Origin of the sequence: Yinghuangia aomiensis, assembly GCF_039542225.1 — a bacterium.
Lineage (GTDB): Bacteria > Actinomycetota > Actinomycetes > Streptomycetales > Streptomycetaceae > Yinghuangia > Yinghuangia aomiensis.
The window spans coordinates 94,145-119,494 of the sequence record NZ_BAABHS010000001.1; the positions used below are offsets into that span (position 1 = coordinate 94,145).

General features: G+C 71.9%; 15 protein-coding genes. 4 read left to right on the forward strand and 11 right to left on the reverse strand.

The features are described from left to right. Positions 1 to 52: 52 nt before the first annotated feature. On the reverse strand, positions 53 to 679 hold the full coding sequence (locus tag ABEA93_RS00400; protein WP_345673162.1) for a TetR/AcrR family transcriptional regulator: 627 nt from the start codon (positions 677 to 679) through the stop codon (positions 53 to 55). 400 nt (positions 680 to 1,079) lie between these two features. Here ABEA93_RS00400 and ABEA93_RS00405 point away from each other — a divergent pair, with 400 nt between their 5' ends. The 3 genes from ABEA93_RS00405 to ABEA93_RS00415 all read left to right on the forward strand — a co-directional run bounded on the left by ABEA93_RS00405 (position 1,080) and on the right by ABEA93_RS00415 (position 5,303). After that, entirely contained in the window at positions 1,080 to 2,063 is a 984-nt protein-coding gene (locus ABEA93_RS00405; protein ID WP_345673163.1) for a tetratricopeptide repeat protein, read from the forward strand. A gap of 561 nt (positions 2,064 to 2,624) precedes the next feature. Beyond that, positions 2,625 to 3,254, forward strand: coding sequence for a DUF6230 family protein (locus ABEA93_RS00410; protein WP_345673164.1), 630 nt, complete (start codon positions 2,625 to 2,627; stop codon positions 3,252 to 3,254). A gap of 111 nt (positions 3,255 to 3,365) precedes the next feature. Next, complete coding sequence (locus ABEA93_RS00415) at positions 3,366 to 5,303, forward strand: DUF6114 domain-containing protein (RefSeq protein ID WP_345673165.1); 1,938 nt, start codon at positions 3,366 to 3,368, stop codon at positions 5,301 to 5,303. A 149-nt stretch (positions 5,304 to 5,452) separates the two neighbouring features. Here the strand turns inward: ABEA93_RS00415 and glgB are convergent, their stop codons facing one another. The 4 genes from glgB to ABEA93_RS00435 all read right to left on the reverse strand — a co-directional run bounded on the left by glgB (position 5,453) and on the right by ABEA93_RS00435 (position 13,035). After that, a complete protein-coding gene (glgB, locus tag ABEA93_RS00420) occupies positions 5,453 to 7,780 on the reverse strand; it encodes a 1,4-alpha-glucan branching protein GlgB (protein ID WP_425584756.1) in 2,328 nt (775 codons plus the stop codon). 64 nt (positions 7,781 to 7,844) lie between these two features. Next, positions 7,845 to 9,362 carry a maltokinase N-terminal cap-like domain-containing protein gene (locus tag ABEA93_RS00425; RefSeq protein WP_345673167.1) on the reverse strand — a complete coding sequence of 506 codons (1,518 nt, stop codon included), beginning with the start codon at positions 9,360 to 9,362 and terminating at the stop codon, positions 7,845 to 7,847. Continuing rightward, entirely contained in the window at positions 9,359 to 11,053 is a 1,695-nt protein-coding gene (gene treS / locus ABEA93_RS00430; protein WP_345673168.1) for a maltose alpha-D-glucosyltransferase, read from the reverse strand. The genes ABEA93_RS00425 and treS overlap by 4 nt, the downstream gene beginning before the upstream one ends. Beyond that, positions 11,050 to 13,035, reverse strand: coding sequence for an alpha-1,4-glucan--maltose-1-phosphate maltosyltransferase (locus ABEA93_RS00435; RefSeq protein ID WP_345673169.1), 1,986 nt, complete (start codon positions 13,033 to 13,035; stop codon positions 11,050 to 11,052). The genes treS and ABEA93_RS00435 overlap by 4 nt, the downstream gene beginning before the upstream one ends. A 482-nt stretch (positions 13,036 to 13,517) precedes the next feature. Between ABEA93_RS00435 and glgP the strand changes: the two genes are divergently transcribed. After that, on the forward strand, positions 13,518 to 16,142 hold the full coding sequence (gene glgP, locus ABEA93_RS00440) for an alpha-glucan family phosphorylase (RefSeq protein ID WP_345673170.1): 2,625 nt from the start codon (positions 13,518 to 13,520) through the stop codon (positions 16,140 to 16,142). A 66-nt stretch (positions 16,143 to 16,208) separates the two neighbouring features. Here the strand turns inward: glgP and ABEA93_RS00445 are convergent, their stop codons facing one another. The 6 genes from ABEA93_RS00445 to ABEA93_RS00470 all read right to left on the reverse strand — a co-directional run bounded on the left by ABEA93_RS00445 (position 16,209) and on the right by ABEA93_RS00470 (position 25,113). Then, on the reverse strand, positions 16,209 to 16,865 hold the full coding sequence (locus tag ABEA93_RS00445) for a hypothetical protein (protein ID WP_345673171.1): 657 nt from the start codon (positions 16,863 to 16,865) through the stop codon (positions 16,209 to 16,211). Continuing rightward, a complete protein-coding gene (locus ABEA93_RS00450) occupies positions 16,862 to 18,496 on the reverse strand; it encodes an alpha/beta hydrolase (RefSeq protein WP_345673172.1) in 1,635 nt (544 codons plus the stop codon). The genes ABEA93_RS00445 and ABEA93_RS00450 overlap by 4 nt, the downstream gene beginning before the upstream one ends. A gap of 10 nt (positions 18,497 to 18,506) precedes the next feature. Continuing rightward, a complete protein-coding gene (locus tag ABEA93_RS00455; protein ID WP_345673173.1) occupies positions 18,507 to 18,965 on the reverse strand; it encodes a hypothetical protein in 459 nt (152 codons plus the stop codon). Between the two features lie 318 nt (positions 18,966 to 19,283). Further along, complete coding sequence (locus ABEA93_RS00460) at positions 19,284 to 20,831, reverse strand: M28 family metallopeptidase (protein WP_345673174.1); 1,548 nt, start codon at positions 20,829 to 20,831, stop codon at positions 19,284 to 19,286. Between the two features lie 244 nt (positions 20,832 to 21,075). Next, the gene (locus ABEA93_RS00465) at positions 21,076 to 21,228 is read right to left on the reverse strand and encodes a hypothetical protein (protein WP_345673175.1); all 153 of its coding nucleotides are present in this window, start codon (positions 21,226 to 21,228) and stop codon (positions 21,076 to 21,078) included. 66 nt (positions 21,229 to 21,294) lie between these two features. Beyond that, positions 21,295 to 25,113 (reverse strand): ABC transporter substrate-binding protein, encoded by a 3,819-nt coding sequence (locus ABEA93_RS00470; RefSeq protein WP_345673176.1) that lies wholly within the window; start codon positions 25,111 to 25,113, stop codon positions 21,295 to 21,297. Positions 25,114 to 25,350 lie beyond the last annotated feature (237 nt).

Consider the following 25,350-nt stretch of genomic DNA (forward strand, 5'->3'; position numbering starts at 1 on the left):
TCGGCCGCGCATCGCGCGGCCGGTCCCTTCGCGTTCCCCGGCGGTCTCCGGGTCAGTCCTCGGGCAGGCCCTCCGCCGTCCCCATCAGTCCCGCGCCGACGAACGCCACGAACTTCTTCACCCACACGTCCGCAGCCGGTTCGGCGCTCACCAGCATGTGCTGCACGACCGTGCCCGCGATGATGTCGAAGACCAGGTCCACGTCGATCGCGTTCGCCGCGGTCGTCTCGCCGCGGGCGCGGGCCTGCGCGCGGCCCTCGACCACCAGGCGCTTCTGCGGGTCGACGATGACCTCCCGGACCCGCAGCCGGAGTTCCGGGTCCCGGGTCGAGTCGGCGACCAGGCCCATGAGCGCGGTCTGCATCTCCGGGCGGGCCAGCAGCGCCGCGAACTGGCGCACCACCGACTCCAGATCGGCCGCCAGATCGCCGCAATCGGGCAGGCGGAGCGTGTCGAGCATGTCCGCCACCGCGGCCAGCACGAGTTCCTGCTTGGACGCCCAGCGCCGGTACAGCGTGGTCTTGGCGACGCCCGCGCGGACCGCGACGTCCCCGATGGTGAGCGCCGCCCACCCGCGGTCCGCGAGCAGCGCGCGCGTCGCGTCGAGGATTGCGTCGTCCGCCGCCGGACTGCGCGGCCGGCCCTTGCGGGACGCCGCGCCGGTGCCGTTCTCGCTCATGTGTCGCTCATGCCGATCCGCGGGAGGCCGGGATACGTCCCGGTACGGCCCGTCAGGTTACCGGCTCGTAACGTCAGCGTCGATGATCGCCGTCACACGACTTGCGGGCATATGAACCGGACGGCTGGGTGAGCCAATTCACAGGCCGAATCCCCTTGATTTCGGCGGCCGGTACTTGCGGCGGACGCCCGCTTCCCCGTTACGCTACGGGTCGTAGCGAATCACGGTGCCTGGATGGGGATTCGAGCACGCCGATCGCTGCCTGCCCGCGGCCGCACGGCCCGGAACGCCGCCCCGCACGCCTCGCGGGGGCGTCCCGGACGCGGCCGCGACCACCTTGCGGGGTGAACGGGGCCGACCCGTGCGCCGCGCGGGCCCGCCACGGGGGAAGATAGGGCCTATGCAGCCACGAAACATGTCGATGCGCGGGGTCGTCGACCTCGGCGCGGTCAAGGCGGCGTCCGACGCCGCCGCGCAGCGAGCCGCACGGGCGGCCAGCGCCCCGCAGGGTGGCGCTGACCAGGGCGCGGGCTCCGGAGGGTTCGTCTTCGACCTCACCGAGGAGAACTTCGACTCGGTCCTCGCGTTGTCCCAGCAGGCTCCGGTGGTGCTGGAGTTCTCCTCGCAGCGCTCGCCGCACAGCATCGAGCTGGGCGCGGTGTTCGACCTCCTCGCCGCGGAGTACGCGGGCCGCTTCGTGCTCGCCCGCCTGGACATCGACGCCACGCCGCAGCTCGCCCAGGAACTCGTCATGCAGGCCGGCGTGCAGGGCCTGCCCGCCGCGGTCGCGGTGGTCGGCGGTCAGTTGGCCCCGATGTTCGACCGCGCCGCCCCCACCGAAGAGCAGCTCCGCGGCATCCTCGACCAGCTCATCGCGGTGGGCGAGCAGCGGTTCGGGCTGACCGGCCTGGCCGGCGCCCCGGGCGGCGCTCCCGCCGGCGAGGAGCAGGACGAGGACGCCGAGCCGCCGGGCGACCCGCTGCTGGCCCCGGCGGAAGAGGCGCTGGACGCGGGCGACTTCGCGGGTGCCGCGCAGGCGTACCGGAATGTGCTGGCGGAGTACCCCGCGCACACCGAGGCGAAGCTGGCGCTCGGGCAGGTCGAGCTGCTCCTGCGCACGCAGGACGTCGACGCCGCCGCGGCACGGCGGAAGGCCGCCGACGCCCCGACGGACGTGGACGCGCAGGCGGTCGTCGCGGACCTCGACATCGCCGGCGGGCACGTCGAGGACGCCTTCGGCCGGATGGTCGAGACCGTGCGCCGCACGGCGGGCGACGACCGCAACAAGGCACGTGTCCACCTGCTCGGGCTCTTCGACCTGGTCGGTTCGGACGACCCGCGCGTGATCAAGGCGCGGGCGGCGCTGACCAGCGTGCTGTTCTGACCGGCGATTTATCGCCATTGGCGTTCGCGGATCCCCGCGGCCTTCCGGATCTCCGGAAAGCCGCGGGGATCTTGTGTTTGCCGCCCGGCTCCGGCGGCCCACCTGGAGTCTTTGCAAATCTTTGACCGTGTGTGCTTTCGGTGGCTGTGGGTGCGCTGCGGGTTGTCGTAATTTCCGACAAGAAGGTCAAAATACCCCAGCCGAATCCGGCCGCTATTACTCCGGGTAACACGAAGCTGCGCACCCGGTAGCAGGAACGTGTTCTCGTCCATTACTTGCCGGTAACAAGACTCTTGTGCCGCGGCCCACAGTGGGCAACGATCGGCCCGCTCGGTCCATCCGTTCCCGCCCCGGCAGCCGGCCGGGTCCGGCCGGACGGACCTCATCCCCATCCAGGCCCGTGCCGGTCCTCCGCTCAGACGACCACGGACAGGTACGGCCCCCGGCCCCCTTGCTCGACGCGCACGCGCGACAACGGGGCTTGCTTTGTCGTCCTTTGCGTCCCCGTGCGCAGCGCCGCCCCGGCCGCGTACGGACGGAACCTGTCCCCTAAGGAGGACCATGGCCAAGTCCAAGGCCGCGGCCGGCCGCACGCGCTGGAAGCGGTTCGGTCTGGCGCTCATCCCGACGACCGCGGTGATCTCGGGCCTCATGGTCGCGGCGGCGAACGGCGCGATCCCGGTGTCGTTCGCGATCTCCGGCACCGCGTTCAAGGTGTCCGGCGACAAGATGGTCGCCACCGACGTCACCCAGTACGGCGGCATCGCCAAGACCGGGAGCGGCAAGAACGACGACGCGAAGCCGAACATCTACTCGGGCTTCGCGCACGCCGAGTTCGACAACCTGTGCCAGTCGGTGAAGATCCCGCTGCCGTTCTCGATCCTGGGCCACGACTCGGTGGTCATGGTCATCAAGTCGGGCGGCACCGCGAAGGCCGACAACATGGTCGCCAACCTGGCGCAGCTCCAGGGCGAGGCCACGTTCAAGGGCGTCGACATCGGCATCGACGGACAGGCGACGACCAAGGGCCCGATCGGCGGCAAGGCTCCGGCGCCCGGCATGTTCGCCCAGCAGGTCGACACCGTCATCGTGAACAACCCGCGCCAGACCGTCTACGGCGTCAGCGCGGAGACGTTCTACCTGCCGAGCCTTGATCTGTCGGTCAATTTCGACAACAAGGAATGTTTCTGATCGGACGCACGCGGGGGCGGCGCCACGGCACTCCGTGCGCCCGGCCCGCCCCCGCACCCGCCCGCACTCGGGGTGACATGTCGATCCAGGCGCCTCCCACTGGAGCTTTTCGTGAGTAGCACCCAGCCGCAGGCCTCTCCTCCGCCGGAGGGGATGCCGCAGACCTCGCACGCCAAGGCCGACCGGGCCGACGACGGGCCGAAGTTCCGCGGCCCGTTCAAGCGGGAGCGCCGCCGGGTCCACGAGTGGCGGCACGCTCGGCCGTTCTGGGCGGGGTTCTTCATCCTGCTCGGGTCCGTGCCGATCCTGTACTTCCCGTACGCCACGCTGCGGCTGGGCGACGTCAGCGTCACGATGACCACGATGGCGGGCGCGGCCTCGGCGATCATCGGCACGATGCTGATCCTGCTGGCCGTGATGATCTGGTTCCAGCCGCAATTCCGGATGTACGCCGGCGTCGTGGCGCTGGTCTGCGGGTTCATCTCGTTCATCACGTCGAACCTCGGCGGCTTCTTCATGGGGCTGCTCTCCGTATCGATCGGCGGCACCCTGGCCCTGGCCTGGGCGCCGGACGAGGACGCGGAGGAGGACGCGGACCCGGCCGACCCGGCGTCCGGCGACGGCGGCGGGGAATCCGACCTGCTGGACGGGCCGCACGACGGGCTCGACATCTTCGTGCCGCCGCCCGCACCGCCCGTCCCTCCGTCGACCGGCGAGACCACCGCGGTCCAACCCGCGGTATCGCCACCGCCGATTCCGCCGCAGCCCGCGCCGGAACCCGCTCCCCAGCCGGCCCCGCGGGCCGGCGGGAACGGCGGCGGCCTGGGGGAACCCTGGGCCGGGTCGGCGCCTAGCCGCCCCGGCAGCACCCCCGACCCGCTGAACGGCTCGTCCCGACCGCTGCACGGCGCGGCCAAGTTCACCGCGATCGCCGGCTTCCCGGCGGTGGCCCTGGTGGCCGCACTGCTGCCGATGGCCGGGCCGAGCGACCCGCTCCCGCCCAACCCGTTCGCGGACGGGCCGTGCGCGAGCGCGTCGCCTTCGGCGTCCGCTTCGGCTTCGGCCTCCGCGTCGCCCTCGGCAGCGGAATCGGCATCGGCATCTCCTTCGGCGTCGGCCTCGGCGAGCAAGGCGACGGCCGGGGCGGCGAGTTCCGCACCGGCCAAGGCGAGCACCGGAACGTCGGCCGCGGCACGGCAAGGCGTCGCGCCGCAGGCACCCGCACCCGGCGCCACCCCGCAGCCATCGGGCACGCCGACCACGGCCAAGCCCGGTCTGCTCGACCCGCTCAAGGACTTGCTGTCGCCGATTCTGTCGCCGCTGCTGCCGAAGGCGCCCACCACAGCGCCGCCCGCGGTGGCTCCGGCGGCCCCGGTGGCGACGTCCGCGCCGAGCACACCCGCCCCGGGCCCGACCACACCGTCGGCGGCACCGACCGGGGCGGCGCCGTCGACCACCAAGGCGACCACCAAGGCGACGGCCAAGCCGACCGCCACGCCGACGGCCGAGCCGTCCGGTTCCGCCTCGCCGTCGGCGTCCGCGTCGGCGACGGGGGACAAGCCCGCGTACCCGTGTCCGACCGAGGTTCCGCTGAACGCCAAGGCGGCCGCCCCCGGGGAGCCCGTCCTGCCGGACCAGCCGTGGATCCTCAAGACCAGCCTGCTCGCGATGGCCGGCATGGACTACAAGGGCGTCGTCAACGTCACCACCGGCAGCGGCAAGACCAAGCCGGTGCTGAAGTTCGAGGTCAGTGCCGGCGTGGACATCTGGAACCTGGACATGACGTCGCCGGAGGAGAACGGGCGGCACCTCCACGTGTTCTCCACGAACAACGTCAAGTCCTACATGAAGGACGGCACGGTCACGTTCTACACCGAGAGCCTGAAGGGCAACCTCTTCGGCCTCATCCCGGTCGAGTTCACCCCGACCACCCCGCCGCCGCTGAACGTCCCGGTGGCGTTCTTCACCGACGTCACCGTCACCCAGGCCGGCCAGACCGGCGCCACGCTGGTGATCCCGGACATGACGATGCGGATCGAGAAACCCTGAACCACCCCTGAACCACCCCCCGCAAAACGGACCGGCCGGCGTCTCTGGTGGATGAGACGCCGGCCGGTCCTCTTTGTGCTGTCTGTGCCGTCTGTGCCGGTGGATGCCGGTGCGGGCCGGGGGAGCACCGGCGCGGAGCCGGCGCCCGGTCAGTGCGGCTTGAGCCAGACCGTGGCCAGCGGCGGCACGGTGATCGTCGCCAGGCCGGACTCGTCGGCGACGATGTCCTGCGGGTTGCGCACGTCGCTGCCGCCGTAGACCGCGGCGTCGCTGTTGAGGACCTCGCGCCACACGCCCGGCTGCGGCAGCCGGATGCCGAAGCCCGGCCGCACCACGGGGGAGAAGTTGACGACCGCGACCAGGAGTTCGCCGTCCGCGCCGTGCCGGATGTAGGACAGCAGGTTGTCCGCCGCGTTGCCGCCGTCGATCCACGTGAAGCCGTCCGGCGTGGTGTCGCGAGACCACAGCGCCGGGTTGCCCCGGTAGACCGCGTTGAGGTCGCGGACCAGGCGCTGGACGCCCTGGTGCTCGGCGTGGTCGAGCAGCCACCAGTCCAGGCCGTGCGCCTCCGACCACTCCGCGTCCTGGGCGAACTCGGTGCCCATGTAGAGCAGCTGCTTGCCCGGGTGCGACCACATGAAGCCCAGGTACGCCCGCACGTTCGCCATCTGCTGCCACCGGTCGCCCGGCATCTTGTGCAGCAGCGACTGCTTGCCGTGCACCACCTCGTCGTGGCTGATCGGCAGGACGTAGTTCTCCGACCACGCGTACATCAGCGAGAAGGTGATCTCGTTGTGGTGGAACTGCCGGTGGATCGGCTCCTTCTGGATGTACACGAGCGAGTCGTGCATCCAGCCCATGTTCCACTTCAGGCCGAAGCCCAGCCCGCCGTGGTCGGTCGGCCGCGTCACGCCGTCCCACGCGGTGGACTCCTCGGCGATGGTGACGATGCCCGGCATCCGCCGGTACAGCGTCGCGTTCATCTCCTGGAGGAACCGCACGGCGTCCCAGTTCTCCCGGCCGCCGTGCTCGTTCGGCGCCCAGTCGCCGCCCTCGCGCGAGTAGTCGAGGTACAGCATCGAGGCGACCGCGTCGACGCGGATGCCGTCGACGTGGAACTCCTTGGCCCAGAAGACCGCATTCGCCACCAGGAAGTTCCGGACCTCGTGGCGGCCGTAGTCGAAGACCAGCGTGCCCCAGTCGGGGTGCTCGCCGCGCCGCGGGTCGGGGTGCTCGTACAGCGGCGTCCCGTCGAACCGGGCGAGCGCCCAGTCGTCCTTCGGGAAGTGCGCGGGGACCCAGTCGACGATCACGCCGATGCCCGCCTGGTGCAGCGCGTCGACGAGCATCCGGAACTCGTCCGGCGAGCCGAACCGCGACGTGGGCGCGTAGTACGACGTGACCTGGTAGCCCCACGAGCCACCGAACGGGTGCTCGGCGACCGGCATGAACTCCACGTGCGTGAAGCCCATGTCGCGGACGTACCGGGGCAGCTCCGCGGCCAGTTCGCGGTAGGACAGGCCGGGCTTCCACGAGCCGAGGTGGACTTCGTAGACGCTCATCGGCTGCGCGTGGTGCAGGCGGCCGGCGCGCGACGCCATCCACGCGTCGTCGCCCCACGCGTACCACGACGTCGACACGACGGACGCGGTCTGCGGCGGCGCCTCGGTCGCGAACGCGAGCGGGTCGGCCTTCTGGCGCAGGTGCCCGTCCCGGCCGAGGATCTCGAACTTGTACGTCGCACCGTCCGCGATGTCCGGAACGAACAGCTCCCAGACGCCGGAACGGCCGAGCGAGCGCATCGGGAAGCCGGTGCCGTCCCAGTAGTTGAAGTCGCCGACCAGGCGGACGCCCTGCGCGTTCGGCGCCCACACCGCGAACGCCGTGCCGGTCACCGCCCCGCCGGGCGTCTCGTACGCCCGCACGTGGGCGCCGAGCACCGTCCACAGCTCCTCGTGCCGGCCCTCGCTGATGAGGTGCAGGTCCAGCTCGCCGAGCGTGGGCAGGAACCGGTACGGGTCGTCCACCGCGAGCACGGTGCCGTCCTCGTAGGTGACCTCCAGCCGGTAGTCCGGCACGGGCGCGCCCGCCGGGGCGGGCAGCAGGCCGTTGAACAGGCCGTCCGCCTCGTGCGGCAGTTCGTACCGTTCGGCGCCGACCACCGCGACGACGCGTTCCGCCCACGGGCGGAGCACACGCAGCGAGACGCCGTCCTTCCCGGGGTGCGGGCCGAGCACGGAGTGCGGGTCGTAGTGCGCGGCGTCCAGCAGGCGCCGCAGCTCGCCCTCGTCGACCGGGGTTCCGGGGCGCGCCCGGACCGCATCGCCGGGCGCGGCCGCGGCGGCGGGCACGACGGGTGCGGCGGACCCGTTCGCACGGCCGTTGGCGCGGCCGTGCTCGGGGCCGGGCTCGGGGCCGGACTCCGGTGCGGACCCCGGAGCGGAGTCCACGGGGCCGACCAGGTGAGTGGGCGTCACGGTGTTGACCTCCAAAGTGCGGCGGGACAGGGACGAAGCCGGGGGAACACGGGGCACCACCGCGTCAGCCGGCGGGTGAGCTTTGCGGCGACCGCTCGGCGAGGCGGCGAATCGCGGACATCGGGACGGGCAGCCACGTGGGGCGGTTGCCGGACTCGTAGACGACCTCGTAGACCGCCTTGTCGGTCTCGAACGCGCGCAGCAGCACCGGTTCGGCGCGCGGGTCGACGGCACCGGCCTTCGCGTACCCGGCGCAGAACGCGTCGCGGTTGCGCAGCGCCCACTCCTCCGCGCGGCGCACCAGATGCGGTGCCGGGGCGCCGGATTGGCCGGTGCGGCGCTCCGCGAGGAGGTGCCGGGCGGCGTAGTCGAACGACCGCAGCATCGCCGCCACGTCGCGCAGCGGCGAGTGCAGCGCGCGCCGCTCGACCAGCGGCTGCGCGGGTTCGCCTTCGAAGTCGATGAGCACCCAGCGGGTCGACGTGCGCATGACCTGGCCGAGATGGAAGTCACCGTGCACGCGCTGCAGCGGCACCGGATGGTCCTCGCGGCGCAACTGCGCCAGGTCGCGGTAGGCGTCGCGCAGCCGGTCGGTGTACGGCTCCAGCTCGGGGACGCGCCCGGCGGCCGCGTCCAAGCGCCGGCTCATCTGCTCGGCGAGGCTCTGCAGCTCGTCCTCGCCCGCGATCGCGGTGGGCAGCGTGCGGGCCAGATCGGCGTGCACCTCCGCGGTGGCCACGCCGAGGCGGAAGGACTCGCCCGCGAAGTCGCCGCCGACCTCGTGGGCGTGCAGCGGCTCGGTGCCGCCGCCGATGCCGAGGAGGTCCTGGTCGGCGTAGAGGTCGCGCACCGAGGTCTTGGCCAGCTCCCAGCCGTCCGTGCCGGTGCGCAGGTACTCCTGGAGCAGCCCGAGCGTCGTGGCCTCGCCTTCGAAGTCGGCCTCGAACCAGGCGACCGGCTGCGGGATGCGCCGCGAGCCGGCGCCCGCGAGCGCCAGGCACAGTTCCAGGTCCGGGTTGACCCCGGGGGTGAGGCGGCGGAACAGCTTGAGGATCACGTCGTCGCCGAACACGATCGACGTGTTCGACTGCTCGGCGCCGACCACCAGGCCCGCGAGGCGGCCGCGCGGCGCGCGTTCCGCGCAGCGCTGGAACACCAGCGGGCCGACCTCGCACGGATCGCCGGCGTCCGCCGCGGCAAACCGTTCCAGCAGCCACGTGGTCAGCTCGCTGTCGTGCGCGGCGTCGTACAGCACGGCGCCGGCGGCCGGGTCGCCGCCGACCCGGCCGATCGTCGCGTGGTCGAGCCGGTCCACCCGCCACCGGCGCACGCCGAGTAGCAGCTGGTAGTGGTCCACCACGGCCGGCAAGCCGCGGCTGCCTTCCAGCGCGACGCCGAGGACGAGGTGGAACATCCCCGGATCGCCGCGCACCAGTTCGACCGCGGACACCACCTCGACCCCGCGGATCGTCCGGCCTTTGCCGGCGAACCATCTCTGCCGCGGCAGCCACGGCAGCAGCTGCGCGCACACCGCCTCGGCGGGAATGCCGCGCAGGTCCTGGGGTCGGGTGGAGTGAGTCACAGCGTCCGCGCCCCTCGCGTGAGTCGGAACCAGTAGAAGCCGTGTCCGGCGAGCGTCAGCAGGTACGGCAGCTCGCCGATCGCGGGGAAGGTCACCCCGCCGAGCAGTTCGACCGGCTGGTACGTCTCGAACTGCCGCAGGTCCAGCTCGGTCGGCTGGGCGAAGCGCGAGAAGTTGTGCACGCACAGCACGACGTCGTCCTCGTACTCGCGCAGGAACGCCAGCACGGACGGGTTGGACGAGGCCAGTTCGTTGTAGACGCCCAGCCCGAACGCCGGATTCTGCTTGCGCACCTCGATCATCCGGCGGGTCCAGTGCAGCAGCGACGACGCGCTGCTCATCTGCGCCTCGACGTTGGTGACCTGGTAGCCGTAGACCGGGTCCATGATCGTCGGCAGGTACAGCCGGCCCGGGTCGCAGGCGGAGAAGCCCGCGTTGCGGTCCGGCGTCCACTGCATCGGGGTGCGCACGCCGTCCCGGTCGCCGAGCCAGATGTTGTCGCCCATGCCGATCTCGTCGCCGTAGTACAGGACCGGCGAGCCGGGCAGCGACAGCAGCAGGGCGGTGAACAGCTCGATCTGGTTGCGGTCGTTGTCGAGCAGCGGCGCGAGGCGGCGGCGGATGCCGACGTTGGCGCGCATGCGCGGGTCCTTGGCGTACTCCGCGTACATGTAGTCGCGTTCTTCGTCGGTGACCATTTCGAGGGTCAGCTCGTCGTGGTTCCGCAGGAAGATGCCCCACTGGCAGTTCAGCGGGATCGACGGGGTGCCGGCCAGGATCTCCGACACCGGGTAGCGCGACTCGCGGCGGACCGCCATGAAGATGCGCGGCATGACCGGGAAGTGGAACGCCATGTGGCACTCGTCGCCGTCGCCGAAGTAGTCGACGACGTCCTCGGGCCACTGGTTGGCTTCGGCGAGCAGCACCGTGTCCGGGTACTTGTCGTCGATCTCCTTGCGGACCCGCTGCAGGAACTCGTGGGTCGCCGGGAGGTTCTCGCAGTTGGTGCCCTCTTCGGCGAACAGGTACGGGACCGCGTCGAGGCGGAACCCGTCGATGCCGAGGTCGAGCCAGAACCGCAGGCCCGCCAGCATCTCCTCCTGCACCCGGGGGTTCTCGTAGTTGAGGTCCGGCTGGTGGCTGAAGAAGCGGTGCCAGAAGTACTGCTTGCGGACCGGGTCGTAGGTCCAGTTGGACGACTCGGTGTCGACGAAGATGATCCGGGCGTCCTCGTACTGCTTGTCGTCGTCGGCCCAGACGTAGTAGTCGCCGTAGGGGCCGTCCGGGTTGTTGCGCGATTCCTGGAACCACATGTGCTGGTCGCTGGTGTGGTTCATGACGAAGTCGATGATGATCCGCATGCCGCGTTTGTGGGCGGCGTCCACGAACTCCACGAAGTCCGCGAGGTCGCCGAACTCGGGAAGCACCGCGGTGTAGTCGGAGACGTCGTAGCCGCCGTCGCGCAGCGGGGACGCGAAGAAGGGCGGCAGCCACAGGCAGTCGACGCCGAGCCACTGGAGGTAGTCCAGCTTGGCGGTCAGGCCTCGCAGATCGCCGACGCCGTCGCCGTTGCTGTCCTGGAAGGAGCGGACGAGGACTTCGTAGAAGACCGCCCGCTTGAACCACAAGGGGTCGCGTTGGCTGCGCGGCGTGTCGTCGAACGTGTCGGCGATGGGTTCATTGACGATCACGGGTTGTTCCTCCGGACCGAGAAGAGATGCGCGGGTTCTTCGGCGGGGTCCAGACGGACGTAATTCCGCTGGCCCCAGCGGTAACTCGCCCCGGTGAACGCGTCGTGCACCGGGAACGTGTCCTGCCAGTCCATGCCGAGGGCGGGCATGTCCAAGGACACGGTGGCCTCGTGCGTGGCATGGGGGTCGAGGTTGACGACCACCACCACGAGATCCTCTGCATCACCCGTGCGGGTGCGCTTGGAGAAGGCCATCACCGCATCGTTGTCGGTGTGGTGGAATTTCAGGTTTCGCAGGTGTTGCAGCGACGGATGGTGCCGGCGCACCCGGTTCAGGGTCGTGATGTAGGGCGCCAGTGAGCGGCCCTCACGCTCGGCGGCGGCCCAATCGCGAGGCCGGTACTGGTACTTCTCGGAGTCGAGGTACTCCTCGCTGCCCGGCGCGACCGCTCTGTGTTCGAACAGTTCGAAGCCGGAATAGACGCCCCAGGTCGGGGACAGGGTGGCGGCGAGCACCGCGCGGATCTTGAACGCGGAGGGGCCGCCGTACTGCAGGTACTCGTGAAGGATGTCGGGGGTGTTGACGAAGAAGTTGGGCCGCATGTACGCGGCGGCGGGGCCGGACAGCTCGGCGAGGTAGTCCTCCAGCTCGTGCTTGCCGGTACGCCAGGTGAAGTACGTGTAGGACTGCTGGAACCCGATCCGGCCGAGGGTGTGCATCATCGCCGGACGGGTGAACGCCTCCGCCAGGAACACCACGTCGGGGTCGCGGCCGTTGATCTCGGAGATGACCTTCTCCCAGAACACCACCGGCTTGGTGTGCGGGTTGTCGACGCGGAACACGCGGACGCCGTGCGCCATCCAGAAGCGCAGGACCCGCAGCGTCTCGCGGACGATCCCGTTGAAGTCCTCGTCGAAGTTGACCGGGTAGATGTCCTGGTACTTCTTGGGCGGGTTCTCCGCGTAGGCGATCGAACCGTCCGCCCTTCGGGTGAACCAGTCGGGGTGCTTCTCGACCCACGGGTGGTCCGGGGACACCTGGAGGGCGAAGTCGAGGGCGACCTCCAGGCGCAGCTCGCGGGCACGCGCGACGAAGGCGTCGAAGTCCTCGATGGTGCCCAGGTCGGGGTGGATGCTGTCGTGGCCGCCTTCCGGCGAGCCGATCGCCCACGGCGACCCGGGGTCGTACGGGCCCGCTTCCAGGCCGTTGTTCGGCCCCTTGCGGTAGGCGCGGCCGATCGGGTGAATCGGCGGCAGGTAGAGCACGTCGAAGCCCATCGCGGCGATCGCGGGCAGCCGCTCCATCGCCGTGCGGAAATTGCCGGACACCGGCGGCCGCAGGCCCTCGGGGTCGACCTGGGCACCCTCCGAACGGGGGAACATCTCGTACCAGGACCCGAACAGCGCACGCTGCCGCTCCACTTGCAGCGGGTACCGCGGGCTCGACGTGATCAGGTCGCGCAGCGGGGACGCGGCCAGGGCCAGGGTCACCGCGGGGGCGAGTGCCGCATCGAGCCGCTCCTGCGCCGGACGGGTGACGTCGCGCAGCACGTCGACGGCGTCCAGCACCGGCGCGCGGCCCGCCCGCTTCGACACGCCCGCGGCGGCGCGCTCCAGCAGGAGGGCGCCTTCTTCGAGCACGAGTTCGGTGTCGATCCCGGCCGGGACCTTGATCCGCGCGGCGTGTCGCCACGTGCCGACCGGGTCGCTCCACGCCTCGACGGCGTACGACCACATGCCTTCGGCGGGCGGGGTGATCTCCACGCGGTAGCGGTCGGTGCCCGGCGCGGCCTCGGTCATCGGCAGGAACTGCCCGGCGCGGCCGCGGGGGTCGCGCAGCACCAGGTTCACCCCGAGCGCGTCGTGGCCCTCGCGGAACACCGTCGCGGCGACCTCGAAGGTCTCACCCACGACACAGCGCGCGGGGCGCGTGCCGCAGTCGACGAGGGGCTGGACGTCGAGGATGGGAATGCGACCGATCATCGGCTCCGGTCCTGATCTCGCGCGGGCGGCTGGGGACTTCGCGGCCGGCGGCTTCGAGGCCGGGGACTTCGAAGCCGGAGCGGCCGCGGCGTGGGCGGCGGGCTTGGTTTCCGCGGCGCGGCCCGGTTCCTCCGCGGGCGCGACGGGCGCGGCGGGGGCCTTCCGCGAGGCCCCGGCCGGCACGCCGGCACGCTTCCTGGCCGCACTGCTGCCCATGCCCACGCTCCTGCTCGACTGCCCGATAACGGGGATTGCACACGTGTACTCACCCGCGCAGAGGAGGCGGGCGAGTCGGGGACACGCTCTTTCAACTCCAACGATCACGAGCCTGTGCGGGTGACGGCTCAAATGGCGCAATTACCGCACCATGCACCATTGGTAGGGGTGGTCTGCAAGACTTCCTGCAAGATTTTTCTTTTGCTGCAACCACAACGCATCCACTGTCGCAAGACGTGCCCGGTTCCGGCTAGTGTCTGATGGTTGTGAGAGCAATCCGCCGATTCACCGTGCGCACGGTTCTGCCCGCTCCGCTGGAGCCCCTGGGCGAACTCGCCATGAATCTCCGCTGGTCCTGGCACGCGGAGACGCGCGACCTGTTCGAATCCATCGACCCGGAGACCTGGGCGGCCGTCGGCCACGACCCCGTCCGGCTCCTCGGCGCGGTGCCGACCGGCAAACTCGCCGCGCTCGCCGAAGACCGCAGATTCCTCGCCCGGCTCGCCGTCGCGGCCGAGGACCTGACCGACTACCTGACCGGTGCGCGCTGGTACCAGTCGCTGCCGGAACCCGGCTCGGCGCCCGACGGGGCGCCCGCCGCGATCGCGTACTTCTCCCCGGAGTTCGGCATCACCGCGGCCCTGCCGCAGTACTCCGGGGGCCTGGGCATCCTGGCCGGCGACCATCTCAAGGCGGCCAGCGACCTCGGCGTGCCGATCATCGGCGTCGGGCTGCTCTACCGGCACGGGTACTTCCGCCAGTCGCTGTCCCGCGACGGCTGGCAGCAGGAGCGTTATCCGCTGCTCGACCCCAACGAACTGCCGCTCACCCTGCTGCGTTCCGCCGACGGGACGCCCGCCCGGGTGCGCATCGGCCTGCCCGGCAACCGCGAACTGCACGCCCGGATCTGGAAGGCCCAGGTCGGCCGGGTTCCGCTGCTGATGCTGGACTCGGACATCGAGGACAACGAGCCGTTCGAACGCGAGGTGACCGACCGGCTGTACGGCGGCACCAGCGAGCACCGGCTGCACCAGGAGATGCTGCTGGGCATCGGCGGCGTCCGCGCGGTCCGCGAATTCTGCGCGATCACCGGCCACGCGCAGCCCGAGGTCTTCCACACCAACGAAGGCCACGCGGGGTTCCTCGGCATCGAACGCATTCGCGAGTTCCACGAGAGCGAGGGCCTCGACTTCGACGCCGCGCTCGAAGCGGTGCGGGCCGGCACGGTCTTCACCACGCACACCCCCGTCCCGGCCGGCATCGACCGGTTCGACCGCGAACTCGTCGCCAAGCACTTCGGCGGCGACAACGCGGTGCCGGGCGTCCCGGTGGAGCGCGTGCTCGGCCTGGGCGCGGAGTCGTTCCCGGGCGGCGAGACCGGCGTGTTCAACATGGCGGTCATGGGCCTGCGGCTCGCCCAGCGGGCCAACGGCGTCAGCAAGCTGCACGGCGACGTCAGCCGGGGCATGTTCGCCGGACTGTGGCCGGGATTCGACCTCGCCGAGGTCCCGATCGGCTCGATCACCAACGGCGTGCACGCGCCGACGTGGGTCGACCGCGACGTCCTCGACCTCGCCTCGCGCGAACTCGGCCCCGGCCTGGTCGAGGAAGCCCGCGGCTGGGAAGCCATCGGCAAGATCCCGGCCCGCGCGGTCTGGGACATGCGCCGCACGCTGCGCGGCAAGCTGGTCACCGAGGCCCGGACCCGGCTGCGCGCGTCGTGGAAGCAGCGCGGCGCGGGCGACGCGGAACTCGGCTGGATCGACGAGGCCCTGGACCCGGACGTGCTGACCATCGGGTTCGCCCGCCGGGTGCCGTCCTACAAGCGCCTCACCCTGATGCTGCGCGACCCGGAGCGGCTGCGGTCGCTGCTGCTGCACCCGACCCGGCCGATCCAGATCGTGGTCGCGGGCAAGGCGCACCCGGCCGACGAGGGCGGCAAGAAGCTCGTCCGGGAGCTGGTGAAGTTCTCCGACAGCGAGGACGTGCGGCACCGCATCGTCTTCCTGCCGGACTACGACATCGCCATGGCGCAGCACCTGTACCCGGGCTGCGACGTGTGGCTCAACAACCCGCTGCGGCCGCTGGAGGCGTGCGGCACGTCGGGCATGAAGGCCGCGCTGAACGGGTGCCTCAACCTGTCGATCCTCGACGGGTGGTGGGACGAGTGGTTCGACGGTTCGAACGGCTGGGCGATCCCGACCGCGGACGGCGTCGAGGACCCGGACCGGCGCGACGACCTGGAGGCCAACGCGCTCTACGACCTGATCGAGAACCGTGTCGCGGCGCGGTTCTACGACCGGGGCCCGGAGGACCTGCCCGGCCGCTGGCTGGAAATGGTCCGGCACACGCTCGTGTCGCTCGGCCCGAAGGTGCTGGCGTCCCGCATGGTCAAGGACTACGTCAACGTGCTGTACGCGCCGGCCGCCCTGGCCGCGCGCTCGATGGCCACGGACGGCCTGGCCGGGGCGAAGACGCTGGCCGCCTGGAAGTCCGAGGTCCGCGGATCGTGGCCGCAAGTCCGGGTGGACCACGTCGAGTCGGCCGGGATAGGAGACGCCCCCGAGGTCGGCAACACGCTCGACCTGCGGGTTCTCGTCACCCTGGGCGACCTGCGGCCGTCGGACATCGAGGTCCAGGTCGTGCACGGCCGCGTCGACTCGACGGACGCGATCGTGGACGGCGCGTCGGTCCCGCTCAAGCCGGTCCGCCGCGACGAGCAGGGCCGCTGGCTGTACGAAGGCGCCCTCGCACTCGACCGCACGGGGCCGTTCGGTTACACCGTCCGGGTGATGCCCGCCCACGCGCTGCTGGCGACCCCGGCCGAACTCGGCCTGATCGCCGTACCCGCGGAGGACGGCGGGGTTGCGGACGGGCTGCCGTTGCGCTGATGCGGGCGTCGGTGGGGGCAGGCCGCTCGGTCCGCCCCCACCGCGTTCTTCGGACCGTGCGCCGCGCTACCCGAGGGCGTCGGTGATGTGCCCCAGCGGGGTGCCCGCGTCCGCCCGGGTCCCGCTCGGTTGCAGTTTCGGCGTCGGCGTCGGCGTCGGCGTTGGCATTGGCGTCGGGTGCGCTGCCGGGTCCGCCCGGGGGGCCGGTGTCCAGATCGGGGCGTCGGCCGGGAGGACGGGGACCAGCGCCGGGAGGCTGTACGGGCCCAGGTCGTCGACAGGCCCCGGGTGGCGGCGGCAGCCGTTGGGGCCCGCCGCGATGAGAGTCCAGCCGGGGTGTTCGGCGACGAAGACGGTGAAGCCGTAGCGCTGGCCGTGGTCGCCCGGGACCGAGGCCGACAGGCGCCACGCGCCGTTCGGGGTGCCGTTCGGGGGGTTCGTGTAGACGGCGATGTCGTTGCCGCGGCCGCGGGCGAAAGCGCGGAGGCGGGCGAACGTGTCGTGCTGGGTGCCGTCCGGGACGGCGATGTTGGCGAGCACACCGAGCGTGTAGTAGCCGTCGGTGATGCGGTGCCGGTCGAAGCCGTTGGTGCAGGTGCCCGGCGACAGGTCGATGTAGCCCTCGACGCGGTCGACGCCCGCGGCACCGAGGACGTCGAGCAGGAGCCGGTACGCGGAGTGCCGCGTCTCGTGCACCGGCACGTCGGGCGTGTGCTCGGTCATGGCGTCCCGGCGGGTTGGTCGACGGGCGCGGCGGCTTGCGGCCGGTACTGGTCGAGATCCCCGTATACGCCCATCGTGACGTTCGCCTGGGCAGTGAGGCTGACGTCGGGCTTGTCCGGCCCCGACTCGTTCCAGTAGCTGTAGTGGCCCCCGGCGTTGGTCGGCAGACGGGCCGCGCCGAAGTCCGGGTCGTTGGGCAGCCGGTCGTGCACCAGCGCACCCCAGGGTGCGACCGCGTCGTCGCCGGACATCCCGGCGAACACGTGTGCGGGCTCGTGCCGGAGGCCGTTCACGTTGTCCGTGTGCACGCCGGGGCTGCCCATGAACACGATGTCGTCGACGGCCAATCCGTTCGGCTGCTGTTTCGCCGCGTAGGCGATCACGTCGGTGCCGTAGCTGTGGCCGCTCGCGGTCAGGTGCTGGCCGGGCGGCCCGGCGGCGCGCATGCCGTTCACGAACTGGTTGAACGCGGACGCCCCTTCCTGCGCACGGCCGGGGCCCAGGGCGCTGCTGAACCCGGTGGCCGACATTTCCGGCGCGTCGTAGTCGAGCCACAGGATCGCGGCGGCGTCGCCGGGCTGGGCGGTGAGCTTGTCGGAGTAGTGCTGGAGCTTGGTGAGCCGGCTCAGCTGCTGGGGGAGACTGTCCTTGAGCGTGGTGTTCGCGCCGGGGACCTGCACGACGGTGTTCTTGGCGGTGTCCGGATTGCCGACCGCGATGACCACTTCGCCGTCCGCCGACTTGCTGCCGAACTCCAGCAGCATGAGCTGGGCTTCGGCCGGCCGGTCGCGGTTGGTGGCCATGGCGGCGTTGATCTGCCTGAGGTTCTCGTACTCGCGCTTCTGGCGGGACGTGGCGGTGCCGCCCGTCACCAGCGGGCCGAGTTCGGCGAGCCGGGAACTCAGCGCGAGCCGGTTGGCCTGGTCGCGGACGGTCGCGGGCAGCCCGTCCATGCCGCCCAGCTGCTGCGGGAAGTTTGCGAGGTACGTCTGCCGTTCCGCCGCGCTCAGCGACAGCCACCACGCCGCGGTCTGCTGCGGGTCCATGCCGGTGAACGTGCGGTCGAGGTCGGCCATCGCGTTCCTCAGCGCCGCGTCGTCGCACGCCGCGACCTCGTCGGGATTGAGCCGGGCGAGGGCCGCGGCGTGCCGGGCGTCCGCGGCCGAGGCCGCGTCGAGCACCTGCTGGAGGCGCTGCGCGCACACGTCGACCTTGGTCTGCGCGGCGGCCTGCTGCTGCGCGTCGCGCGGCGTCGTCGGCGGGGCGGCTTCGGTGACGAAGAACTGCCCGTTTCCGGCGGCGACGGTGAGGCCGTCGGAGAGCGCGGCGTACACCTCGGTGAAGAGCTTCGCCTGGCAGGACGTCAGTTCGTCCGCGGCGAAGTCGAGTTCGGCGGCGATGCTGCGTACTTCGAGGGAGGCGACGCGGATCCGGCGGAGCGTCTCCTCCAGTTCGAGGTTGGCGGTGCCCGCGGTGTGGCCGCGCCAGCCCGCCTGCTCCGTCGCGCCGCACACGCCGAGTTCGAAGTCGCGGACGATCTCGTCGAGTTGGTTCATCGTGCGGGTGCAGGCATCGGCGTGTGCGCGGATGCCGTCGAACTTCGCGTTCTTGAGTTCGTCGAACGTGACCATCGGGCGCGGCCTAACGCAGCGTCGAGGTGTTGGCCGACTCCGCGCGGAAATACGCCTCGGTCGTGGCCCGGATCTTCGTGGCGCACGCGTGGGCCGCCTGGGCGAGCACGTCGAGCTGGTGCGCCCACGCGTCGGCGAGCATGCCTGCCTGCCATCCGGTCTGGAATCCCGGCAGCCCCGCGGGCATGCCCAGCGCCAGGCCGCGGCTGAGCCCTTGGAGGGCGTCGCCGTCCGCGTCGGCGCGCGACGCCGCGGGCATGAGCAGCGCCGGGTCGACCGTGTAGTCGACGGCGCGCGCCGGATCGATGCCCGGCAGGTACGCCGGGTTCTGCGGATCCGGATTCCGTCCGGCCTGCGGATTCGGCAGGCCCGGCTGCGGTGTGCCGACGGACGTGCCCGGTGTGGAGCCGGGTGCGGTGCCGGTGGCGCCCGGATTCGGCTGGTTCTGCCCGGGTGGTTGATCGGCCATGACAAGTCCCCCGACTCATGTCGCCAGATCGATGCAGTTTTTGAGGTCGGTCCGTCCGAAAGCCGCCGGGATCGTGCGGTATCCGCCGGGCGGGTTTTCCGCGCCGTACTCTACTGACCGATCTGCGCGAGCGGCAGGGGAGTTGCCCGGGAACGCCGGATTCCGGCCGGTGGCGGACGCCACACCCGGTGGCCTGTCGTCCGCGGTATCGGTGCCGCATATGCAAGCGCCCCGCCGTACCCAGGGGAGTACGGCGGGGCGCCGGTGCCGGAGTGGTGCGTGTGCGGCGCTTATGCGGTGATGGTGCGGTGGTGGGCGTCAGGCCGCGACATCACCGGTCCGCAGCGCACCGGGGACCTGCTGGTTCGCGGCCGTCGCGCGCAGCGTCGGCGGGAGGCCCGGGTTGCCGTCGTTGTCGCCGTTGATCATGTGGGTGTTGTTCGCGAACACCCCCATGGCATAGGCGATCACGTCGGAGTTGAGGTCGAGCGCCCGCTTGTTGATGTTGGTGATCTTGTCGCACGCCTGGTGGTAGCAGGCGTCGTATGCGGCACCGGCCTGGCCGCCGAACTTGGCCGCCTCGTCGGCGGTCTTGATCTTCTCGGCGCCGGTGAACGTGCCGCCCGCCGGGATGCCGACCGCGATGAACGGCCCGTAGTCGGAGCGGCCGTCGAAGTCGGTGGGCCCGTACGCGGATCCCACGCGGCCCAGGTAGCCGTTGATGAACGCCTCGATCTCCGCCGAACCGGCCGGGCCGGGGTCGGCGCCGCTGCCGGACCCGTCGCCGTCGTACACGAACTCGGCGAAGTTGGGCGACGCGATCATGTCGAAGTTCAGGTACAGCGCGAGCTTGCGCTGGTCCGCCGGGGCCAGCGAGTTCACGTAGTACTCCGACCCGAGCAGGCCGAACTCCTCGGCCGACCACCATGCGAAGCGGACCTTGTTCGCCGGGTGGTCCTCGTACTTGGCGAGCTGGATCGCGGTCTCCAGCAGCGCGGCGCTGCCCGAGCCGTTGTCGTTGATGCCCGGGCCCTTGGTGACCGAGTCGAGGTGCGCGCCGGCCATGACCACGTTGTCGGCATCGCCCCACTTGGACTCGGCGACGACGTTGCGGGTGACCCGGTCCTCGCGGAACTCGCGCAGGTCCACGGTGAGGGTCACCGGACCCGCGGCGGCCTGCGCGGCGAGGGCTTCGCCGTCCGCCTGCGAGATGCCGCCGGTCGGGACGCCGCCCACGTTCGGGTCGCTCAGTGTGCCGTGGATCTCGCCCGGCACGTTGTTGTAGATGATCGTGGCGACCGCACCCGCGGCGGCCGCGACCGTGTCCTTCTGGGCGAACGTGCAGCCGCCGCGCTTGACCAGGACGATCTTCCCGGTCACCGCGCCCGCCGGGTAATCGGCCGCGTCGCAGCCGTTCGTCCCGTCCGCGTCGACCGGGGCGAGGGCGAGCTGTGCGGTGACTCCGCCGACGGGTGTCGACGGCGAGTAGCTCATGACGAAGACCGGCACGTCGGACGGGGACGGCGAGACCACCTTGAGGGACTCGGCGATCGCGTCGACGAAGGTGAACGGGAACTCCTGGATGCGGACGTCGTACCCGGCGTCCTCCAGCTTGTCCGCGACGTAGTCCACCGAAGCCTCGTGGCCGGGGGTGCTGGCCGCGCGCGTGCCGCCGTTCTTGTCGGCGATCTTCTGCAGCGCCTTGAGATGCTTCATGACGTTGTCCGCGGTGACTTTGCGGGCGAGCTTGTCGCCCAGCTTGTCGTCCTGGTGCGGGTGGGCCGCCGCCGGAGTCACGGCCAAGCCCACGAGGGCGAAGCCCGCGATGGCGGCGGTCAGGGCCTTGCCGAGGTGACGCTGCGTCATACAGGTCCTTTCCAGGGCAAAACGGGCGCACCTATGCGCGTAGCTCCCCGGGGTGACGGGAGAAAGGGCATGGTGCGCGGGACTGCGCCGAAACGTATCGTCCCGATTGCCGGTCCTACCAGAGGGCGGACCGGGATTTCTCGTCCGTCATGCGGACGGCGGAGTTCCGTACGCGGTACACGGAGACGGCGCCCGGACGCCGCCCGGACCCGGCCGGGCGCGGGCTCTCACACGTTGCCGCGGGTCAGTGCAGGACCCAGTCGCGGAACGTCCCCGAGACGGCGAGCAGCACGCCGAAGCCGATGATCGGCGTCAGGATCAGGGCGATCAGTATTCCTATGCCGTAGTCCAGCAAGCGGACACGCCAGCTGTCCCGCTGCTCATCCTGCTCGGTCACGCGCAATGCCCCCCAAAGGACAACCCGGAGACCACTTGGACGGGTGCCCGGAAACGAGACGCGAGTTTAGCTCTTGGACACCAGCTCCCACCGCACAATCCCGTCCGCGTAGGCGCCGTCCAACCCGTTCAGCGCACCCTTCTTCTGCACGGCGGTCACGGACAGCTGCCCCATGATCCACCACGGCGGCGCCGCGTCGAGCGCCTTGAAGATACGCATGTACGCCGCCTGACGGTCAGCGGGCGTGGACGCGTTGCGGAGCAGCGTCCAGCCGGCGTCCACGTCGGCGTCCTTGTACCCCAGGTAGTTCGCGGGGGCGCCGCTCTGCGTGACGCCGCGCAGCCAGATGTCGAGATCCGTGCCGCCTTCCCAGCCCCACAGGGCCTGGAAGGTGCGCTTGCTGTACTTCTCGACCCAGGCCGAGCTGTCCAGGACCTCGTACTTGAACGTCACGTTCTGGTAGGCCGCCAGCTGGTTCTGAATCACCTGGAAGGCCGCCAGCTGGCTCTGCGAGCCGGACAGCGTGAACGACAACGGCTTGCCGGCCGCGGCGAGTTCGTCGAACAGCGCCTGCGCCTTGGCGTGGTCCTGCTTGCCCTGCCGCGGCGCGGACGAGGCCAGCGGGGAGGCGTCCGGGACGACGCTGTCGGTGGTCTGCGCCTGCAGCGCCTTCCCCACTTGGTCGGCGTCGAGCGCCGCGATGACCGCCTTGCGCGCCCGCACGTCGTCGAACGGGGCGGTGGCGTCGTTGAACGCCATCATGACGGCGCCCGGACCGACCACCGGAATCAGGTCGAGGCCGACGGCCTGGGCCCTCGACGTGTCGCGTCCGGAACTCGTGAAGGCGACGTCGGCCTGGCCGGCATTGAGCGCCGCCGTGGCGACCTCGGGGGTCAGCACCTTGAAGGTGATCCCGTCCAGGTAGGCCTTGTCGGCGCCCTGCCAGTAGGTGGGATTGCGCGCGAACACCTGGCTCGTCGTATCCCAGCTCTTGAGCACGTACGGGCCGGCGCCGACCGGCTTCTTCCCGAAGCCCTTCGAGTCCGCTTTCATCGCCGTGGGCGAGCCGACGTAGGCCAGCTCGTCGGCGACCACGTGGTCGAACGCCCGGTCGGGCGCGGCCAGCTGGATCGTCAGATGCGTCGGGTCGACGACCGTCAGCGTGACGCCCTTGAGCGTCTGGGCGTGCGGGGACAGCAGGGTCGGGTCGGCGAGCCGCTCCCAGTTGAACTTCACCGCGGCGGCGTCGAGCGGCGTCCCGTCGCTGAACGTGACGTTCGGACGCAGCTCCAGCGTCCACAGGGCGCCGTCCGTGGTGGTGAGCGACTTGGCCAGCTGGGGGGTGACGGTGCCGCTCGCCTGGGTGAAGACCACCAGCGGGTCGTACAGGGCGGACATCCGCTGCCCGTCGGCGTACGCGGCGAGTTCCGCGGTCGCCGGGTCGAGCGAGATCGAGTCGGCCGACACGGCCACGACGATGCTGCCGCCGCGCTTGGGCGCGGGCGTGCCCGGTGTGGTCGGCGGCACGACCGGGACGAGGGGCCCGCTGCTCGCACCGGTGTTGCCCGTGCCCTTCCCGCCGCCGTTGCCGCTGAACGCGGCGGCGATGGCGACCCCGGCCCCGGCCAGCACGGCCAGCGCGGTGACGACGGCCACCGGAAGCCAGACCTTGCGTCCGCCGGGGAGCCGGTCGAGCCGCCCGGGACTGTCCGGCGCGGGCGACGGGGCGTAGCCCTGCTGCCAGGCCGGGGGTTGCGGGTGCGGGTGGGGCTGAGCCTGTGCGTGCGGGTGGGCGTGCGGACTCGGGCCGGGGCCCTGCGGGATGTACGCGGGGGCGCCGGGCGGGGGCAGGCCGGGGCCCGGGTTCGGCCCGGCGGATTGCGGCGACGGCGGCGGAGGGGTGGGCATGCCGACGACGGGTGGGGCGGTCGGGGGTGGGGGTGGGGTGGTGCGGGGGATCGGCGGGGTGGGCGCGGGGGCCGGCCACGCGGCGCCGGGGGCACCGGGCTGCGGGTAGGCCGGGTTGGCGGAGGAGTTGGGGTGCGGGACCGGGGGCGGGTAGGCGGAGAGGGCCCCGGGACCTGGGGGACTCGCGTGCGCACTGCCGGGACTGCCGGGACTGCCGGGCGGGGTGGCGGAGCCGGGGTTGGCCGGCTGCGCGAGGTTCGGGCCGCCGGCGGGGGAGCCCGGGGCGGGGCTGGGGCTTTGGCCTTGGCCAGGGGGGAAGCCGGGCATGCCCGGTGCCGGTGCGCCTGGTGTTCCCGGCGCGCCCTGGCCGGATCCGGGAGGGCCGACCGGACCGGGTGCGGGCGCGGGCACAGGCGGGCCGGGGCGGTCCGGGACGCCGGGGGAGCCCGCCGCGGCGGGGCCGCTCGGCGGAGGCCAGCCTTCGAAGCCGGATGATGCCGGGGTGGGCGGGGGGCCGTAGCCGCCTGCGGGGTGGGGCGGTTGCTGAGCGTGCTGGGCTTGCCAGGGGGTTTGCGGAGCCGGTTGCCCGGGGGCGGGCGGCGGTGGCATCGGGGGTTGGACCGGGGCGGCCTGCGGCGTGTTCGGGGTGCCCGGGGCTTCCGCGGCATCGAACGGGCTTTGCTGCGGCGGGTATCCGGGCGTGGGCGCGGCGCTGCCGGGGGTGCTCGACGTGGGACCGGTCAGACCTCCGTGGGGCGCCCACGGGTTCGGGTCCGGGCGGGGGACGGAGGACGCGCCGGGCGGGGGACCGTAGAGCGAGGCGGGTGCGACACCGGGGCCGGAGGTCGGCGGGACGGCACTGTCCGGGGCTCGGGGCCCGTCGGCGTTCCCGCGCGACGACGCGGCCGGTGCGGATCCGGCGGCTGACGACGGCGTTCCGGACGAGGCCGCGGCAGCTGCGCCCGCTGCGCCTGCTGCTGCGCCTGCCGGTCCGCCCGCGAGCGCACCGCCGCCGGCCGCGGCACCGCCCGCCGCCCCGGCACCCGGCGCCACTCCCGGCCGCGACTGCCCCGCCGCGTTGCCGCCCGACGCCATCGCCTGTCGGGCCAACAGCCCGGCGTGGTCCCGGCGCTCGCGGATCGACGCGAGCACGCCGAGCGGCAGCCACTGGCCCGCCGGACCCGTCGACAGCATGTGGACGAGATCCATCGGCTGCGGACGATCCTCCGGGTCCTTGGCCAGACACGCGGTCACCACGGCATGCAGCTCGTCCGGCAGCCCGCCCAGATTCGGCTCCTGGTGCACGACCCGGTACAGCATCGCCTGCGCGGAACCCTCGCCGAACGGCGCGATCCCCGCTGCCGCACACAGCACCGCGCCCAGCGCGAACACGTCCGCCGCCGGGGTGATGCGCTCCGCCTGCAACTGCTCGGGCGACAAGAAGCCGACCGATCCGACCATGAACCCGGTCCGCGTCATCGTCGCGCCCTCGAGGGCGCGGGCGATCCCGAAGTCGATGACCCGCGGGCCGTCTTCGGCGAGCAGGATGTTCGACGGCTTCAGGTCGCGGTGGATCAGGTCGCACGCGTGGATCGCCTCGAGCGCCTCGGCGAGGCCCGCGCCGAGCACGCGCAGCGCATGGCCGGGGAACGGCCCGTGCCCGCGCACGGCTTCCTCCAGCGACGGGCCCGGGATGTACTCGGTGACCATCCAGGCCGGCGTGGCATCCGCGTCCGCCGCGACCACCGCCGCGGTGTGGAAGGCGCTGACCCGCCGCGACGCGTCCACCTCGCGCCGGAACCGGGCCCGAAAATCCGGATCCACCGACAACTCGGCACGCACGAGCTTGATCGCGACCAGCCGGCCGCTCGGCGACCGGCCGAGGAACACCTCGCCCATGCCGCCCGCACCGAGGCGCGCGACCACCCGGTATCCGCCGACCTCGTGCGGATCGCCCGGCCGCAGTGCGTGGATCATTCGCCCGCCCTTCCCTCGGCGTCGACGCCCCCGGGGCCGCTCCTCCGCCCCGCCGGACCCCGCCCGCTCACCGGCACGCCACACCCGGCCTGCCCGCTCCGATGACGGACGGTATCGCAGGTATCGCCGGGGGGTCAGGGGGTTGCCCCTCAGCCTGGGGACAACCGAAGTCCGCCCCCGGCCCGCACAAAACCGGTCGACGAACGGACGTCGCCGGTCCCCTTCGTGCGCGAGCCG

What these genes read in the sequence shown, in the direction of transcription:
- ABEA93_RS00400 (WP_345673162.1), bottom strand. Translation starts at nt 679, where the DNA reads ATGAGCGAGAACGGCACCGGCGCGGCGTCCCGCAAGGGCCGGCCGCGC.
- ABEA93_RS00445 (WP_345673171.1), bottom strand. Translation starts at nt 16,865, where the DNA reads ATGACCGAGCACACGCCCGACGTGCCGGTGCACGAGACGCGGCACTCC.
- ABEA93_RS00450 (WP_345673172.1), bottom strand. Translation starts at nt 18,496, where the DNA reads ATGGTCACGTTCGACGAACTCAAGAACGCGAAGTTCGACGGCATCCGC.
- ABEA93_RS00410 (WP_345673164.1), top strand. Translation starts at nt 2,625, where the DNA reads ATGGCCAAGTCCAAGGCCGCGGCCGGCCGCACGCGCTGGAAGCGGTTC.
- ABEA93_RS00455 (WP_345673173.1), bottom strand. Translation starts at nt 18,965, where the DNA reads ATGGCCGATCAACCACCCGGGCAGAACCAGCCGAATCCGGGCGCCACC.
- ABEA93_RS00435 (WP_345673169.1), bottom strand. Translation starts at nt 13,035, where the DNA reads ATGATCGGTCGCATTCCCATCCTCGACGTCCAGCCCCTCGTCGACTGC.
- ABEA93_RS00460 (WP_345673174.1), bottom strand. Translation starts at nt 20,831, where the DNA reads ATGACGCAGCGTCACCTCGGCAAGGCCCTGACCGCCGCCATCGCGGGC.
- ABEA93_RS00405 (WP_345673163.1), top strand. Translation starts at nt 1,080, where the DNA reads ATGCAGCCACGAAACATGTCGATGCGCGGGGTCGTCGACCTCGGCGCG.
- ABEA93_RS00470 (WP_345673176.1), bottom strand. Translation starts at nt 25,113, where the DNA reads ATGATCCACGCACTGCGGCCGGGCGATCCGCACGAGGTCGGCGGATAC.